This is a genomic window from Prauserella oleivorans (genome assembly GCF_042685745.1).
Classification (GTDB): domain Bacteria; phylum Actinomycetota; class Actinomycetes; order Mycobacteriales; family Pseudonocardiaceae; genus Prauserella_A; species Prauserella_A oleivorans.
This window is the reverse complement of the sequence record NZ_JBHUNT010000001.1, coordinates 3,216,260-3,232,993: the sequence shown is the minus strand read 5'-3', so window position 1 is coordinate 3,232,993 and position 16,734 is coordinate 3,216,260. Positions and strand designations below refer to the sequence as shown.

Genomic DNA, 16,734 nt, shown 5'->3' with positions numbered 1-16,734 from the left:
AGTGTGTTGCGCGCCTGCCACCAGCCCCCATGGCGCCTCCTACACGTCCGGCGCAATGCGTATACCGCCACAGTGACAACACCGTGACCGAAAGTGATCTGACTGTAGCACCAGGGGGTTGTCTTACTGCAAAGTAAGTAGCCGGACACTAAGCGTGAAATCAGGCGAGCAGTACGCCTGCGATCGTGCCCGCGATCAGGGACGGACCTGCCGGAAAGCTGGCCGTCCAGCAACGCCGAGCCACGAACACGGCGGCCCCAACCACGGCCGTCAGCCCGGTGGCGAGTAAAAGGCCCTGAACCAGACCCGCCCAGCCGAGCCAACCAAGGTAGAAGACCAAAGCTCCGGCCAGGGCCGTATCACCCCCGCCGGTGTGCGCGGGAACAGCCAACTGGACGGCCCCCGCGATCACCAAGCCGGCCAGTCCGGCAATCAGCGCGGCGGCAAAGTCCGTCCATCGGTCCTCCACGGCAGCCGCCACCGCGAGCGCGACCACGCCACCTGCAGTCATCGCTGCGGTCATGCGAAACGGCAGCCTCCGCTGCCGCACATCCACCAGGGCGAGCACGATGCCCGTCGCCGACAGCCAACACCACGCCGGCAACGTCGCGCTGCCCCCATACCGGTAGGCACACAGCGCGAAGAGCGCACTCGTCAGCAGTCCGATGACGACACTCCGCCGCACTGGCGAACCGCCGTGCGGCGGCGCCGCACGATCAACCCACGCCGACAACAGCGGCCCCAGTAGCAACCCGACCGCCGCGGCTACCGTCACGACACCGACGTGCATCGATCCCACCGCTCTCCGTGGCCCCGGTCCGCCTCAGTCTGTAGCCACTCGACGGACACCGCCCAGCGGTTGTCACCCACAAGGGCACAGATCCCCTACCGATGAGTCACGAAGCCGAGGGAAGCACGTCACACCGGTGCGCGCCTGCAAAACGGTACGGGGAGGTGGCGTGAAACCAGGAAGTGACGAGTACCTGCAGCACATGCGGGACCTCTACCGCTGGCTCAACCGAAAATGGGAGCCGGTCATCCTCACCGTGCTGGCCCGGAAACCCATGCGTTACACGGAGCTGCGCGACACCATCCAGAAGATGAACGTCGGCGATGAGTGGTACCGCAGGCCCGGCAGCAAGCTCACCGACAAGGTGCTGGGTGAAACCCTCAGCGCCATGCAAGACGACGGGCTCGTGCTCCACCAACGCGACACTTCCACCATTCCGCCAGCCGCAACCTACGCACTCACCGCCACCGCCCGGCAACTGCTGAACGCGCTGCGTCCCGCCGTCGAATGGGTCGCCGACCATCACGACCTGATCGAAAAAGCCAAGACTAACCGGCGAACCCACAAGACGGAGTTCAGCTGACCCCAAGCTGGTATTTGCCAATGCAGTCCACACCGAACTGAAGTTCACGGCGTGTGGAGAACCGCCGACGACGACGCTCGATCTGCCACGCGAGCTCGGCCACCACGATGGCGGGACAGCACAAGCAGGCCGAACGTCGTGGCATCCAGGTACTGGATCGTTTCAGTAGTCGCCGCAACAACCCCACATCACACCGGCCGCGAGTTCCACAGTCCAACGTTGGTGATTCACCCACGCTGTTTGCTACTGGCCGCACCGATCGGAAGACATCCGCTACCTCAGGCGCGAGCAGGCAGACACGGCAGGGCTCCCAAATCACGACTGCTGGCTGTTCGACTCGCGGTTGCTGGTGCTGATGCGCTTCACCAACGACGACCGGTTCCTTGGAGCGGAGATCCTCGACGACCCAAGCCAGGTCGTGCGGCCCAACTACTGGCGCGACGCTGCGTGGCACTACGCAACGCGACGGAACCAATTTGCGGCCGGGTAAGACATCGGGTGCAGCAGCCAAACAGGACACGAAGGCTGCGCTCAGGGAGCGCCTTCGTGGACTGTGCAAGCAAGCGGGCCTTACCGGCGTGCAGCTGGCGGACGCACTGGGATGGCCGCCGTCCAAGGTTTCCAAGCTCGAAACTGGCCGCCAGATCCCGACCGAGCACGATGTCCGTGGTTGGGCGCGTGCGTGCGGCGCGGAACAGGAAGCGGAAGCGTTCCTGACCGCACTCCACAACCTCGAAGAGCGGCACGCCGAGTGGCAAACGCAGCTGAAACCTGGCCTGCGGCCCGCACCAGATCAAGCTCGGCGAGTTGGACGCCAAGACCCGCTTGTTTCAAGTGTTCGAGCCCAGCACCATCCCCGGGCTGTCACAAACGGCGAACTACGCCCGGGCACACGTTGCAGAAGGGGTTGCGCTCTTCGGGGCACTCAATGACCGTGACCAAGCAGTACACGCCCGGATGCAGCGACAGGAGCTCCTCTACCACCGCGAGAAGCGCTTCCATTTCGTGTTGACCGAGGCGGCGTTGCCCTGCCGTCGGTGCTCCCGCGACGTGCTGGTGGCGCAGCTCGACCGCCTGATGTCGCTCTCCGCCCTACCGAACGTCAAGTTCGGCATCATCAGCGATGACACGGAGTACATCATCGGCCCTTGGCACGCCTTCTGGATCCGGGATCGCGAGTGCATAACGATCGAAACGTACTCAGCCGAACTCAATCTGGCGCAATCCCAGGAGATCGAGCTGTATGGCAAGGTGTTCGAAGCGCTCGCGACGGTGGCCACCTACGGCAGGCGGACCCGCTCGATCATCACCCGCGTGATCGACAATCTGGCTCCACACGAGCCAGAGACTGGCTCGTAGTTTCCCCACACGCGAGACCCTAATCCCTCTTTAAGAAGATTCGCGAATATTTCTGGAGGCCCTGGCGTGGGCTGCTTACTGTGCCTGGCATGAACGGTCCACCTTTCAAAGCTGCGTGCGCGGCCAGTACTCCGATCAGGCTTCGCCGCACGGTACGAGTCGCTCGCTTCCACGCCCCAAGACTGGGGCGTTCGACGTTGGGCTCCGGCGCCAGGCGCTTCCTCCTGAGGCCGCCCGTCTGTTACCGCGCTCTCCCCGCGGCTACCGGACTTCCACCGGCAAGCGAAGGCGAGCTGGACAGGGTCGTCAACCACCCATTCGATCAACCATCGATCTCTCCCGTACGCACAAAGGAGTCGTAATGACCGTCGTGGATGACGCATATGAAGACGATGACGGGTGCTCGGTGGAGGAACGCGAGGTGGTGTCCTACGCTCGACATGGCTGGCCCGTGTTGCCGGGCTCGGTGTGGGACGGCCGCAAATGGGTTGTCCCAGGCACGCGCCGGAAAACCAGCACTATCGAACCGTATCTGGGGCTGGGCGCGGCGACCACGAATGTCACACAGGTCCTGCGTTGGTGGCACGCCGACTACGCGCTCCGACCGTCGGCGTTACTGCGCGCGGGAACCGCGTTCTCCGCGCTGTCCCTTCCGCGCACGATCGCGGTCGACGTGCTACAGACATTGCTCTTTCGGGAACACCCAGGGCCCGTGCTCTATCGGCCAGACGAACGGCGCGCCTACTTCCTGATGCAGCCGCACGATGCCCGGTTGGTCGTGACCCGGTGCGACTCGCGCACGGCGAGGTTTGTGCCCGACGGTGAGGTGATCGTGGCTCCACCGTCGCAACTCGAGCACAGCCTGCGGACGACGTGGTGGGTCACCCCCGAGGAGAGCCGCTGGCGACCCGCCGACGCCGAGATGCTCGCCGCAGCACTCCAAATTCACGCCCGCGCACTGGTGGCCCTGTGAGCAACAAGCGAACCACGCGCCGCTGCGCTGAGCCGAGACACCATGACAGCACTCGTCTGGTACGGCGCGCTGGTACTGAGTCCGCCGACGTTCTATGGGATTCTACTGGCCTGGGCTGGCCGCCGATGACAACCACGGAACCCCGACCGGGTCGGTGTTGCGGACCTCATCGCACGCATCGAGCACGAGCGCTCGACCACTGCCCAGGGCGCGGGCGCGGCGACACGATCGACTCCCCGCGCCCGGTCGGAGCGGCCCCGGCAGGCTGGTATCGCCACGGCGCCGACACGAGCAGCATCCATCGGCTCGCGGCCACGGGAGACACGGTCGCCACTGCTCGGCCCACGCTGCGCCGTGCGGCAACTCTGTCGGGGGCAGCACGGTGACCAGTCCGTTCAGCCGCGACAGCGACGACTCGCCCCTGAGCATGGCGGACTGGTGGCTCCTGTGGCAGGCACTAGACAACCCCGAGGCCGATCGGCAGGCCGCGCGGGACGTGCTGGGCTCCCTGGTGAGCCCCGAGTGGATGCACGATGCCGCGATGGCGTGCGACACCAGCGGAGATTGGTCGAACCGAGCAGCCGCGATCAAAGCGGCCCGCGAAGCCTGCCAGGACTCCTGGATCGCACAACGATGTGACCTGGGCATCGGCACCTTGCAACGGCTTCGGAACGCCGAACGCCCCTACCACCACGCGCGACTCGACTTCGCTGCACGGGTGCTGCTGCTCGTCATCACTGACCTCTTCCGCCTCAGCGATCAGCGCGAAACCGACACCGTGAACCAGCGAGGAAAAGAGGAGCAACGGTGAACACGACTATCGCACACACGGCGACGGGACCGATCACGGCGTAACCGAGACACTGCGCCCCGAAAACCAGGGGCGATCGTGAGTCGGCTCCGCCGTTCGAGGGGCACGGCGGAGCAGGTCCCGCCAATGCGACATGCGACCCAGACCAAGACAGAGGAGCTGTGCCATGCCATCTCCATTGGCGCGAGCGGTACATGCCGGACTCGCGGACCTGGCTGATCCGGCCAAAGCGCTGGACATGCAGCGGTACATGGAATCCGACATGCCGTTCCGCGGCGTGCAGAAACCCGCGAGAGTACGACTCGCACGCCAAGTGTTCGCCGAGCACCCATTCGCCGACAGGGACGAGTGGCTGGCTGCGGTGCGTGAGCTGTGGCGCGACGCCACCTACCGCGAGGAACGGTACCTGGCCATCGACCTCACCGGCCACGGTCCCTACGCCCACTGGCAGTCGGCGGAGCTGCTGCCGCTATGCGAGGAACTGATCGTCACCGGAGCCTGGTGGGACTTCGTCGACGAGATCGCCATCCGCCGCGTCGGCCCGATCCTCCGACACGACCCCGTCACCGTCGAACCAGTCATCCGCGCGTGGGCGTATGACGCCGACCGGTGGAAGCGGCGAACGGCGGTCATCTGCCAGAACAGCTCCAAAACGGACACCAACCGCAACCTGCTGGCTTACTGCATCGAGGCCAACATCGACGACTCCGACTCGTTCCTGCGCAAGGCAATCGGCTGGGCACTCCAGCAACACGCAACGATCGAGCCGGGCTGGGTGAGGTCGTTCGTCAAGAGCAATCCCGCCCTCTCACCGCTATCCCGCACCGAAGCGCTCAAGCACCTCGATGCGAGGCCATCGTGAGGGTTCAACGAGGATCAACGCCTCCCCCGGCTCCCAAGTTCAACCCGCTACGATCACAAGAAATAGCGAGCTACCGCATATGGCGCAACGACTAACCTACGACCCTCAGTCAAGTACCTGCCCGATCTGCGGACGTTGCCAGCCGCCATCGTCACGTTGGTCCCCCAGCAGCGACCCCGACGCGCCCGCCCCCGCAGCGATAGTCACGGGCCGTCTCCACAGGGTGGCCGCCGAAATCGGCATCGCCATCGTCGAGCATCCGTCGGTGAAGGAGAGCGGCTGCGCGGCCGTGTTGACCATCGAGAAAGACCTCGAAAGCGGCCAAATAATCATGCTCGCCGACAACCTCGACGAGGATTTGCGCGCGGACGTCATCGTGTTCGGCTTCGCTGTTCTCGCAGGCATACCTGAGGTCGTGGCCGACAGCGCCGACGGCTACATCCTCGTGGGCCGGGAACGACGTCCCACCAAGCCTGACAGCGTCAGTCACGTGGCCTGGCACGTCGCCCATCTCTGCGGCCGCCACACCTCCTCCGCCACCTTCGGCCTGTTCGCGCCAACCGCAGATCTCCCGAACGTGTCACGACTTCGCCAGTCGCCACCGGCGACGAGGACGTGCACGTCACAACTCAAAGTCCAGAGTCAGGCAGCGTGCCGAACAAGAGCGCCGGTCGAGAACAAGACCAAGCAATGTTGCGCATCCGAACACAATGGCGGGCGGCAATGACCCCGGAGCAAACAGGCCGACCCCACGCCGGCCGATAACGGACGCCCGCCTGACGGACACCGAACGAATAGGAAACGCAACCAGACTTAGACATCTGAGGAGCACGGATGACCACGACGGGACCAGCCGACGACGAACAGCATGAGGACGAACGTCCTTTTTGGTTGACCGAGCCATGCCCGGCATGGTGCGACCGGCTCCACCACGACTGGGAGCCCATAGAAGACCGTCGACACCAAAGCGATCTCGTCGGGCACGTGGAATTATCCACCATGCCCGCGGATAAAGTCATCAACGGCGATAACACGTTCGACCACATACCGCACTGCCTCGAGCTGCGCATGGACCAGGGATACCGGGAGAATTCCCCGCGCCTGCACCTGGAAGAACATCTCTGCCGCAACGGGGAGTTCGCCTTGACCTTGAACGAGGCAGAACAAGTCGCGACAACACTGACTCGCCTCATCACGATGGGGAGAACCGGTCAAACCAACGGCTGAACGGGCTCGTGTGCTCATCGCGTCGATGCCGAGTGCAGCGTGGCTGGCACAGACAAGGCAGGCCACCGACCCGCACCTGCTGCGTGCCCAGGCATCAACTGGACCCAGCGTCACTCAGGAGGTCCCATGGTGGACGCGTTCCCGGACGGCATGACAGTCGACGTTGATGTCCACGTCGACCACCGCTACTGCCAGATCGACATCGCCAGCGTCCAGCACGGCGTACGCATCTCCCTCGGCGCCACCCCCGCCACCTCCCTGAACCTCACCCTCGACGAGCAGAGCGCCGAAGAACTCAACGCCCTGCTGTCAACGTGGCTCACCACCCGCCCCCGCACGACCGCGACAGGCCGAGATACCGCCGGCCACGGTGGCAGACCCGCCGCGCGCAGGCTCGCCCGCCGGCTCCGCCGATCCGGCGCCCTACACACAACCGCCTGGTGGGAGGTCGTGGAATACACCCCACGCCACCACTTCATTCCCCGCATACTCGCCCCACGCCCCGACGGAACCTGGACCGAGCCCACCAGGCCCGGCCACGACATGGACCAGTGGCTCGCGTTGGTCTACTCCGACACCGACCACGTCACCGACCTCACCGAAAGCGACGGCCAACAGGTCCCGATCATCGGCGACGAACACCCCCACCGCATGCTCGGCATGCTGGAACACCTGCATATCCAGGACGATCACACCGTCATCGAAGTGGGCGCCGGTACCGGCTACGGCACCGCGCTGCTCCACGAACGGGTCGGCTGCACCCACGTCCACACCGTCGACATCGACGCACGTCGCGTCGAGGCCGCACGGCAACGCCTCGACCTGGCAGGCTACGCCCCTATCCTGGTTGAACTCGTCGACTCCCTCGACACCATCCATGGTGGCGCCGACCGACTCCTCTCCCACTTCGCCGTGCCAGCCATCCCCCGCAATTGGATCCTGCCGCTCGAAGGCATAGTCATCACCGAGTTCGCCCCGCTGGGCAGCCCCGGCCATCTCGTGGTGCTCCACTGTAAGGGCGACACCGCACAAGGCCACTTCGCACCCGCCCTCACCCCCGCCACTCAGCCTTTCCACCAAGCCGACCGATCGAGACTGTCCGGGGCAACACCGGTGATTGAGTCGAAGCATCCGCCACCATGGTTCCTCATTCCGCAGCTACCGCAGTGCGAAACCACGCCAGGAAACCTCAAGCGATTCGGACTCACGGTAACGCCAGAGGAACACATCATCTGGCGCGACGACCCACGAAGTCCCTACCAGTGGCGACTACCCCTCTGACCGGAGTGCAATCTCCGTCTCGATCAAGCCGCGGATGCCGAGTAATCTCCCACCCGGTTTCGAGTGGTCCGGTACAGGTCACCTCTACCGCGTCGAGAACAAGTTCGGCGTCACCGGCCGCAGTAAAACGGGCCGTGCTACCGAGCAACGATTGACCCGAATCGAGTAGCCCACCACTCGCCCCGGCCCCAGCCGGCGCGCTGCCGAAACGGCGACCGTGCACCCCTCCGCGGCCCCCGCGAGAACACTCATCGTGTCGGACGGCAGTAGACGAGACGGCATGGGACTCTTCGGCGGGTTTTCGAGCGCAAGCAATCAGCGTTCCTGCGGATCCGTCTCCGTCAGGCCCGCGAAGGACCTGAGCCGCGACATCGACATAGCCATGCGCCTACTCCCCGATTCCATACACCTGCTCGTGCCCGGCAGTGGGCACCAGCTCATGAACGGCGCTCCCGACGCCGCTGCCCGGATCATCTCCGCAGCAATGCTCAGCGCACACTCCTTCTGGATGATCTTACGATCTAGGTTAGTAGAATAGTCAACTGGAAAAACCGTTACCTCCAACGAAAAACGGCTACATCACCACACAGGGTGAGCCTAACCCACGACCGGGTGAACAGCGTGCCTGGCTCCCTTGAACCGACGCGGTCGCCGGTACGTTGTAGTAACTGTGAGATGTCAGCAAAACGCGAAGCGTGCACGCGTGTGTGCCCATCTAGGGTTGGCGCTCGGTATGCTCATCGCGTTCCTGGCGCTCCATGCGTTGCCGTGCATCGGTGATCACGAGCATGTCGTTCCAGCGCATGCTGTTGTCGCTACGCACGACCACCACGAGCAGCAGACGGACGACTGCAGCCACGAGACAGAGCCGCAGCCATCGGCACATCCTCAATATCTCGCCCCATCGCGCGCACACGACGGTACCTACCTTGCGCCCGCCGCGATGCCGCTGGTGCTGCTCGGCGGGCTCGGCGCGGGCGGCGGAATCTGGCGAACGCCGCGCCGCGGAATCCGATCGCGCGCTCCCGGGCACTGTTCGGGGCGCGATGTGCTGCACGCTCTGTGCGTGTTGAGGAGCTGATCGCAGGGTCCCGCCCTGCCTCTCTCCAGCTCAACTCAGCACTACACAGAAATGGAACCTCATGCGTTCGCCCGTCCTACTTCGTCCTGTCCAGGCGCGCGCCCGTCGCGCGGAAACCGTCGGCAATACGCCGGTGGTGTGGATCGATCAGCCGTTCACCCAGGACGGCAGGGGCTTCTGGGCCAAGCTCGAAGGCCAGAACCCCGGCGGCATGAAAGACCGCCCCGCCCTGCACATGGTCGCTCGCGCACGCGAGCGCGGCGAGCTACGCCCCGGCGGGCTGATCGTCGAATCGACCAGCGGCACGCTCGGCCTCGGATTGGCCCTTGCCGGCATCGTGTACGGACATCCCGTCGCGCTCGTCGGCGACCCCGGCATGGAGCCCATCGTGCACCGGCTCCTGCTCGCCTACGGCACCCGAGTCGACATCGTGGACCGACCGCACCCGACCGGTGGGTGGCAACAAGCACGCCGCGACCGGGTTGCGCAACTGCTCGCCGAGAACCCGGGCTCGTTCTGCCCGGACCAGTACCACAACCCGGACAACGTCGCCGCCTACGCGTCCCTGGCGACCGAGCTCAACACCCAGCTCGACCGGATAGACACGCTGGTCTGCTCGGTGGGAACGGGCGGGCACTCGGCCGGGGTGGCGCGAGAGCTGCGCAGGGTCAATCCGAACATGCGGCTCGTCGGCGTCGACACGGTCGGTTCGACCATCTTCGGCCAGCCCGCACGCACCCGGCTGATGCGCGGCCTCGGATCGAGCATCTACCCCGCCAACGTCGACTACCCCGCGTTCGACGAGGTGCACTGGGTCAGCCCCGTCGAGTCCGTCATAACCTGTCGCCGCTTGGCTGCCGCCCAGTACGCGACCGGCGGCTGGAGCGTCGGCGCCGTCGCCCTCGTGGCGGGCTGGCTCGCGCGAACCCAATCCCCGGACGTCCGGATCGCGGCGATCTTCCCCGACGGCCCGCAGCGCTATTTCGACACCGTCTACAACGACGTCTTCTGCACCGAACACGGATTGCTGGACACACCGCCACCGGACGAACCGGACACGATCGCGCACCCCAGCGAACGCGAGGTCCAGCGTTGGACCCGGTGCACGACCGTCGTCAACCCGCTTGCCGCTCACGCCGGAGCCGACCGATGACCGACATCGTCCGCCAGTTCCGCTCCTTCGACCGCCCGGTGCAGCTGCTGGCCCTCAACCAGTTCACCATCAACATCGGCTTCTACATGCTGATGCCCTACCTGGCGGCGCACCTGTCACTCGGGCTCGGGCTCGCCGGCTGGCTCGTGGGCCTGATCCTCGGCGCCCGCAACTTCTCCCAGCAGGGCATGTTCCTGCTCGGTGGCAGCCTGGCCGACCGCTTCGGCTACAAGCCCCTCATCGTCGCCGGCTGCGCTCTGCGCACCGCGGGATTCGCGATGCTCGGTCTCGTCGACTCCGTCCCCGGCCTGCTCGTGGGATCGGTGGCCACCGGGTTCGCGGGGGCGCTGTTCAATCCCGCGGTACGGGCCTACGTCGCCGCGGACGCCGGCCCTCGCCGCGTCGAGGCCTTCGCCCTGTTCAACGTGTTCTACCAGTCCGGTATTCTGCTGGGTCCCCTGATCGGACTGGCGTTGACCGGCATCGCGTTCCAGCTCACCTGCCTGGTAGCCGCGGCCGTGTTCCTGGTTCTGACCATCTTGCAGATCCGGTCGCTACCAGAACGCCGCTCGAGCGAGGCGCGCGATTCGCTGGTCAATGGGTGGCGCGTCGCGCTGGCCAACCGCCGGTTCCTGGCGTTCTCGGCCGTCATGATCGGCTCCTACGTGCTGACGTTTCAGGTGTACTTGGCACTGCCGCTGGAGACGCGGAGGCTCGCCGCTTCGGAGACCGTGGGCACCATTGAGGTGGCCGTCCTGTTTGGAATCTCCGGGATACTTGCCATCGTGGGGCAGCTACGGGTCACCGCCTGGTGTCGGCGCCGGTGGGACCACGGCCGCTGCCTCACCGCCGGGCTCGCGCTGATGGGCCTGGCCTTCACGACGCCACTGGTGACGGCTGCCAGCCCGCCGGGGCAGGCCTGGACGTTCCTGCCGCTGGCCGTGTCCGTCGCACTGCTCACGCTGGGCACGGTGGTGGTGTTCCCGTTCGAGATGGACACCATCGTCACCCTGGCCGGCGATCGGTTTGTCGCGACCCACTACGGCCTTTACAACACGATCTGTGGTGTTGGCATCGCAGTGGGTAACCTCGCCACCGGTGCGGCGCTGGATCTCGCGCGAGGTAACGGCGTGCCGTGGGTGCCCTGGGCCGTGCTTGTCGGGATCGGGGGGATGTGCGCGGTCGGCGTGCATGTGCTCAACCGCTCCGACCGGCTGGAACCTCGCCCAGTAACCGTGAGCTGACTCTCTGATCCCGTTTAGTACTAGGGCCCCTAGTGGACAAGATCGGCGGCGTTACTCTACGGTGACCGCGGACCGGCGGGGCGGTCCTGCGAGGAAATGCCGACACCACCAGGAGATGCAGCACTCGTGACCGCGCACCCACGTCGTTTCGCCACCAGCAAGACCGCCGCCGCCGCAGTGGCACTGACGATCGCGCTGACCCCGGTTCCTGCCAGTGCTCAGCCGCAAGACGATACGTCGGATGCCATGGAGCGCTATCAAGAACTCGGTGCACAAGCGGCGGATGCCGAGGAAGACCTGTCCCAGGCCGAGGACGAGCTCGCACGCCGACAGCAGGAGCTGGACAAGGCCGACACCGCGCTCGCCAGGGCGAACCAGGCACTGCAGCAGGCGCAGCGCGCGGAAGCGGCGTTCCGGGACGAAGTCGACACCCTCGCCTCCGTGAGCTTCCGCAACGGCCGCATCGCCCGATGGTCCGCCATACTCACCAGCGACTCCGGCCAGGAGTTCCTGGACCAGATGTCGGCGCTGGGCGTGCTCGCGAGCAACAACGCCGAGACCCTGAACCGACTCAGCGGCATCAGGGACCGAGCGAACGCCGCCCGTGCCAGCACCGCGCAAGCGCAGCAACGAGCAGGGAAGGCCGAAGCCGAAGCCGAACGCGCGGTGAGCAACCTCGAGGACCGCAAGGCCAAGCTCGACGAGCAGATCGCGCAGGTCCGGGCAGCGCTCGACAACCTCAGCTCTGCCGAGCAGGCCGAACTCCAGACGGTTCAGGACACCGGCAGCTACCTCGGCCCTCCTGGCGCGGCCAACGACGCGCTCCAGGCCGCGCTGTCCCGGCGGGGTTCCGAGTACGAGTGGGGCGCCACCGGGCCGACCGAGTTCGACTGCTCGGGGCTCACCTCGTGGTCCTACGCGCAGGCGGGCGTCACCATCCCCCGCACCAGCCGCCAGCAATGGGGCGCGGGCAAGCCGGTCTCCCTCGACGCGCTGCTCCCCGGCGACCTGCTGTTCTACGACGACGGCACCGGTAACCCCAGCAACATCCACCACGTCGGCATGTACGTCGGCGAGGGCAAGATGGTGGACGCGCCGACCGAGGGACAGCTCGTCGACGTGCGGTCGATGGAGGGCGACGGGCACCTGATCGGCGCCCGGCGCATCGTCGGCTGACCTCGATAAGGGTCAGCCGACGGCCGCGCCGCTGGGTCGCAGCACGAACAAGCCCTGTTCGATGCCGGACACGACCACCGTGCCGGAGGCAAAGAACGGGTAGTTGCTCCAGGCACCGTTGAACTCGGCGGCGTCATCGGCCGGGTAGACGTCGAAGAAGCCGACCTCGTGTAGCTTGCCGGACTTGATGGGTGCGGTGTCCAGGATCCGCAGGCCGGCCCGGTAGTTGGCTTCGTAGACTCTCGAGCCCTTGACGTAGAGGTTGTGGTCGATCGCCGGGGTATCCGCCACGTGGGTGCCGCGCAGTTCCGGGTCCGTCAGGCTCGAAACGTCGAGAATGTAGGTGGAGGTGTTGAAGCCGAACGTCTGCTCGTCGAGCTCATCGTTCAACAGGAAGTACCGGCCGTCTTCGGTCAGCGAGCCGTGGTGGGTGTAGGAAGCCGCCCCGTAGGTGGCGCGGGACAGCTGCACCGGATTGGCCTTGTCGGTGACATCGACGATGGTCAGCGTGTCCTCATTGGAGTTGAACAGGATCTCCCGGCCGGTGAAGCGGGTGTCCGGGCCGTCGTACACCACGGCCTGGGTGTCGTGGGTGTAGCCGTCCTCGCCCACGCACCCGGCAAAGGCCGGGTTGCGCGGGTCTCGGATGTCAACCATGTGCGGCCCGCCATCGCAGGTGGCCGTGCCCACCGCGTAGGCGAACCCGGTGGCTTCGTTGACGGCGACGTTGTGCGCGCCCCCAAACAGCGGATAGTGGGCGTCCTCCGTCCAGCTACGCGGCTCGGTGACACCGCGCAACCGCGTGAGGTCGAACACCTGCATACCGTGCAACGGTTCCTCACTGACTACGTAGGCATGGTCGCGATAGACCTTGACGTCGCGCCAGGAGGCGAACAGGGTTTCCACCGGTTGGTGCGAGGGCAGCATCCCGAGATAGGCAGGCTTTGTCGGCTCGGTGACGTCGACGAAGGCGGTGCCGCTGGTGGTGCCCATCAGCGCGTACTCCCGGCCGGTTTGTGGATCGGTCCAGCCCCAGATGTCGTTACCCGCGCCTGCGTCGCCGATCGCCGAGAGCGGCAGGTACGCGGCCAGGTCCACGTTCCGGCATGGGAACGGCCCGGCTAGTCCCCGCTCGCAGCCGACATCGAACAGCGGGTCGTCCGGCACCTCGCCGCCGGGTCCACCCGGCTTGCCGGTCTTCTTGAAGCTGTGCAGGGCCGCTCGGCCGTCGTAGGCGGAGTCGGTCACGCTGTAGGGGTTGACGAGCACGTCGTACACGCCGCTGGCCGCGCTGATGAAGACCCGCTCCTCAGCTACTCCCGAGGAAGGATTGTCGCCGATCGACTGTCCGACCTGCTCGCCACTGTCCTGTTTGAAGACGTGCAGGTCGAAGTCATCTGCCGGGTCCGGCCAGGAGATGCTGATCTCTACGCCGCCCCGGTTGGCGTCCCAATGCGCGGAGTCCACATCGACGGTCAACTCGAAGCGGTCGCACACCGCGCTCCCCGTGGGGACCGCGCAGGTCGCACCGGGAAACACCGCGGAACCCGCCGCATAGTGCTGGCCGTCCCACGCCACGGCGCGCTGCGCGAGGGATACGGTGCCTTCGGAGGGCGTCGCCGCGACGCTCGCCGGTGGCGACCCCAGCAACCCCACCAGCAGCACACCCACCGCCAGCGGAGTGACGCGCCGGCGCCATCGGCCGGATTCACGGGATGCGATGGCGACTCGGTGCGGCGACATCATCCTGCCCACGACAACCTCCCTGGTCCCGTCCGCCGGCGTTCTCCGGCTCCGACAAGTCGTTAACGCTTATGGGTGACCGGGGTTACGGATGATGTGCCACGGCGGGCATCGCCGCCGGGCGGAGCTCCTGGGGGTCAGGCTCCGCCCGGCGGCAAGGCGCGGGCCAGCGCACGGAAAGGGGACCTCCGGCGGAGGGCCTCGCGCGAGCAGCGGTGGCGTGAGGGGGAGCGAGACCAACCGCTACTAGCGCGGATCGTAGCTGACCAGCTCGTGCGACGCCAGCCTGAGATCACGGGGATCGTCAACCGTCAGACTGGGAGTGCGCGAGCGTGCGACCGCTGGCCTGCCATGCCCGCATGCCGCCCTTCAGATCGGCGATGTCGGTGTAGCCGAGGTTCTCCAGAGTCTGCGCTGCCTCGGCGCTCATCCGGCCGCTCAGGCAGTAGACCGCGATGGGTGTCGCCCGATCTGGCGGCAACTCGGAAACCTGCCGTTCGATTTGGTCGAACGGAATCATCAGGTCAGTGCCGGGCAGTGCCCCTTCGAAGGGGACGTGGACGTTGATGGTGGTCCGTGCGGGGTCGGCGATCGCCTCGGCGAACTCGCCGGGCGCCAGCAACCTGCTCGATGCAGGTGCTGACGTCGGCGGAGGTTCGGTATCCACTCCTGGCGAGCCGCACCCGGCAACTCCGAGCAGCACCGCAGCGGCCACGGTGGACAGTCGAATCCCGCCGAATCGCACGCCTCCGAGCATAGCCGCTCGCCCTCGCGGTCGGCGGTCCCTGGATGCGATTCGAGTGATTCGTGTTGCGAAAGAGAGCGATGTTGCCGCAGTATCCATGTGAGTACTATGTTGCATAGTTCTGTCGATGGGAGACGACATGCTCGGGCGCGGCCTCACGGCTCGCGGCGCCGTCGTGGCCTTCGTCGCCGCATTCACCCTGGCGACGGTCCCCGACGCCGTGGCCGTGCCGCCTCCCCCGCCGAATCCCAGCGATAAGGAGCTTCAGGCGAGCGGTGACGAAGCACGCGGTATCGCTGAGCGAGTCAGCAGCCTGGCCAACCAGGTCGCCGAAGCGAGCGCGGCACTGACCGCCGCCCAGCTCGAACTGGCGACCAGCTATGACGAGGTCACCGCCGCCCAACAGCGAGTGCACTCCACCCGCGCCGTGGCTCAAGCCGCCCAGGCGGCCGCCGACAACGCTCGCGCGGAGGTCGACGCGGCCATCACCCAGCTCCAGCAGGCGCGGCGGCAACTCGACCAGTTCGCCGCGGCCAGCTTTCGGCAGGGCAGCACCATCGGCTCACTCGGCGCCTATCTGGGCTCTGACAGTCCGCGAGACCTGCTGACCCGCGCGTCAATGCTCAACGCGGTTGGCAGCTCACGGCTGGACGCGCTCGACTCCGTGCGGCAAGCCATGTCCACCAAGGCCAACGCCGATGCCGCCGCCCGGGCAGCAACACAGGAAGCTACGGCGAGGGCCGAGGCGGCCGAACAGGCCAAGACTGCGGCGACGCAAGCGTACGAGGCCGCGGCGGCCAGCGAGACGGCCGCCCAGCGGCGCACCGCCGAGCTTCTGAACCGTAAGGAATCCCTCGAGACGCGGCTCGCGCGAGCGCAGCGCACCTTCGCCGAGCTCCAGGGCCAACGGCAGGAGTACGCTAATTGGCAGGCGAATCGGCGGGCGGCCGAGGAGGCCGCGGCGGCGCGAAGCCGTCCGCCGACAGCCAGCCCACCGGCTCCGCGCCCAGCTTCCCACGATCACCCGGTACGCCCCGGCTCCAGCGGAGTGGTGGCCCCGACGACGGGAGTGATCACCTCCACCTACGGGCCACGCTGGGGAAGCATCCACTACGGACTCGACATCGCCAATAGCATCGGTACGCCGATCGTGTCCGTGATGGACGGAGTGGTCATCTCGTCCGGTCCCGCGAGCGGGTTCGGATTGTGGGTTCGCGTGCGCCACGACAACGGGATCATCACGGTGTACGGTCACATCAACGAAACCCTGGTCTATGTCGGCCAGCGCGTTGCCGCCGGTGAGCAGATCGCCACGATCGGCAACCGCGGCCAGTCCACGGGCCCGCATCTCCATTTCGAGGTGCACAAGAATGGTTACAAGATCGATCCGCTGGTCTGGCTGCGCACCAACGGCGTCGCGATCTGAGTGCCCAACATCGATACTGTCTACGTAGAAGCATAGTAGGTTATGCTGTCATGGTCGTAAGGGAGCGGGCCATGCGCGGGCGTACAACCACCGAGTGTCCCTACACGATCACCGCCGCCAGCTATGTGCTTGGCACACTCGACGAGCGGGAGCATGCGGAGTTCGCCAAGCACTCACGTAGATGTGCCCGCTGCCGGCGTGAGATCCGAGAGCTCTTGCCGGTCGTACGACTGCTCGGCCTCGCGAAGGCACAGCAAGACGCGCGCGGGCAGTGAGGCGC

18 protein-coding genes and 1 pseudogene are annotated in these 16,734 nt (G+C 66.3%); 15 read left to right on the top strand and 4 right to left on the bottom strand.

The window, feature by feature from the left end; all coding sequences use genetic code 11:
* Positions 1-160: 160 nt before the first annotated feature.
* Positions 161-790, bottom strand: coding sequence for a prepilin peptidase (locus tag ACFSZT_RS15845; RefSeq protein WP_377394656.1), 630 nt, complete (start codon positions 788-790; stop codon positions 161-163).
* A gap of 202 nt (positions 791-992) precedes the next feature.
* Between ACFSZT_RS15845 and ACFSZT_RS15840 the strand changes: the two genes are divergently transcribed.
* The 10 genes and pseudogenes from ACFSZT_RS15840 to ACFSZT_RS15795 all read left to right on the top strand — a co-directional run bounded on the left by ACFSZT_RS15840 (position 993) and on the right by ACFSZT_RS15795 (position 7,886).
* On the top strand, positions 993-1,373 hold the full coding sequence (locus ACFSZT_RS15840) for a winged helix-turn-helix transcriptional regulator (protein ID WP_377394625.1): 381 nt from the start codon (positions 993-995) through the stop codon (positions 1,371-1,373).
* Between the two features lie 268 nt (positions 1,374-1,641).
* Positions 1,642-1,863: a DUF6879 family protein gene (locus ACFSZT_RS15835; protein WP_377394654.1), complete on the top strand. Its 222-nt coding sequence runs from the start codon at positions 1,642-1,644 to the stop codon at positions 1,861-1,863.
* Between the two features lie 88 nt (positions 1,864-1,951).
* Positions 1,952-2,017: pseudogene (locus ACFSZT_RS15830) on the top strand (hypothetical protein); the annotation flags it as partial.
* 163 nt (positions 2,018-2,180) lie between these two features.
* Entirely contained in the window at positions 2,181-2,732 is a 552-nt protein-coding gene (locus tag ACFSZT_RS15825) for a DUF5753 domain-containing protein (protein WP_377394623.1), read from the top strand.
* Positions 2,733-3,093: 361 nt separating this feature from the next.
* The gene (locus ACFSZT_RS15820; RefSeq protein WP_112282536.1) at positions 3,094-3,705 is read left to right on the top strand and encodes a bifunctional DNA primase/polymerase; all 612 of its coding nucleotides are present in this window, start codon (positions 3,094-3,096) and stop codon (positions 3,703-3,705) included.
* Between the two features lie 382 nt (positions 3,706-4,087).
* On the top strand, positions 4,088-4,516 hold the full coding sequence (locus ACFSZT_RS15815; RefSeq protein WP_377394620.1) for a hypothetical protein: 429 nt from the start codon (positions 4,088-4,090) through the stop codon (positions 4,514-4,516).
* Positions 4,517-4,682: 166 nt separating this feature from the next.
* On the top strand, positions 4,683-5,378 hold the full coding sequence (locus ACFSZT_RS15810; protein WP_377394618.1) for a DNA alkylation repair protein: 696 nt from the start codon (positions 4,683-4,685) through the stop codon (positions 5,376-5,378).
* 223 nt (positions 5,379-5,601) lie between these two features.
* Positions 5,602-6,105: a hypothetical protein gene (locus tag ACFSZT_RS15805; protein WP_377394616.1), complete on the top strand. Its 504-nt coding sequence runs from the start codon at positions 5,602-5,604 to the stop codon at positions 6,103-6,105.
* A gap of 107 nt (positions 6,106-6,212) precedes the next feature.
* Positions 6,213-6,605 carry a DUF6907 domain-containing protein gene (locus tag ACFSZT_RS15800; RefSeq protein ID WP_377394614.1) on the top strand — a complete coding sequence of 131 codons (393 nt, stop codon included), beginning with the start codon at positions 6,213-6,215 and terminating at the stop codon, positions 6,603-6,605.
* A 126-nt stretch (positions 6,606-6,731) separates the two neighbouring features.
* Entirely contained in the window at positions 6,732-7,886 is a 1,155-nt protein-coding gene (locus ACFSZT_RS15795; protein ID WP_377394612.1) for a protein-L-isoaspartate O-methyltransferase family protein, read from the top strand.
* Positions 7,887-8,601: 715 nt separating this feature from the next.
* Here the strand turns inward: ACFSZT_RS15795 and ACFSZT_RS15790 are convergent.
* Complete coding sequence (locus ACFSZT_RS15790) at positions 8,602-8,745, bottom strand: hypothetical protein (protein ID WP_377394610.1); 144 nt, start codon at positions 8,743-8,745, stop codon at positions 8,602-8,604.
* A gap of 283 nt (positions 8,746-9,028) precedes the next feature.
* On the opposite strand from ACFSZT_RS15790, the gene ACFSZT_RS15785 reads away from it, so the two are divergent.
* From ACFSZT_RS15785 to ACFSZT_RS15775, 3 genes are all read left to right on the top strand, one after another.
* On the top strand, positions 9,029-10,120 hold the full coding sequence (locus tag ACFSZT_RS15785; protein ID WP_377394608.1) for a PLP-dependent cysteine synthase family protein: 1,092 nt from the start codon (positions 9,029-9,031) through the stop codon (positions 10,118-10,120).
* A complete protein-coding gene (locus tag ACFSZT_RS15780; RefSeq protein WP_377394606.1) occupies positions 10,117-11,364 on the top strand; it encodes an MDR family MFS transporter in 1,248 nt (415 codons plus the stop codon). The genes ACFSZT_RS15785 and ACFSZT_RS15780 overlap by 4 nt, the downstream gene beginning before the upstream one ends.
* A gap of 246 nt (positions 11,365-11,610) precedes the next feature.
* Complete coding sequence (locus ACFSZT_RS15775; RefSeq protein WP_377394604.1) at positions 11,611-12,540, top strand: C40 family peptidase; 930 nt, start codon at positions 11,611-11,613, stop codon at positions 12,538-12,540.
* 12 nt (positions 12,541-12,552) lie between these two features.
* Here ACFSZT_RS15775 and ACFSZT_RS15770 read toward each other — a convergent pair whose 3' ends face one another.
* Together ACFSZT_RS15770 and ACFSZT_RS15765 are read right to left on the bottom strand one after the other, a co-directional pair.
* Entirely contained in the window at positions 12,553-14,286 is a 1,734-nt protein-coding gene (locus ACFSZT_RS15770; protein ID WP_377394652.1) for a choice-of-anchor B family protein, read from the bottom strand.
* A 301-nt stretch (positions 14,287-14,587) separates the two neighbouring features.
* Positions 14,588-14,905: a rhodanese-like domain-containing protein gene (locus ACFSZT_RS15765; RefSeq protein ID WP_377478288.1), complete on the bottom strand. Its 318-nt coding sequence runs from the start codon at positions 14,903-14,905 to the stop codon at positions 14,588-14,590.
* Positions 14,906-15,155: 250 nt separating this feature from the next.
* On the opposite strand from ACFSZT_RS15765, the gene ACFSZT_RS15760 reads away from it, so the two are divergent.
* Together ACFSZT_RS15760 and ACFSZT_RS15755 are read left to right on the top strand one after the other, a co-directional pair.
* On the top strand, positions 15,156-16,454 hold the full coding sequence (locus tag ACFSZT_RS15760) for a M23 family metallopeptidase (protein ID WP_377394601.1): 1,299 nt from the start codon (positions 15,156-15,158) through the stop codon (positions 16,452-16,454).
* Between the two features lie 71 nt (positions 16,455-16,525).
* Positions 16,526-16,729 carry a hypothetical protein gene (locus ACFSZT_RS15755; protein WP_377478286.1) on the top strand — a complete coding sequence of 68 codons (204 nt, stop codon included), beginning with the start codon at positions 16,526-16,528 and terminating at the stop codon, positions 16,727-16,729.
* Positions 16,730-16,734 lie beyond the last annotated feature (5 nt).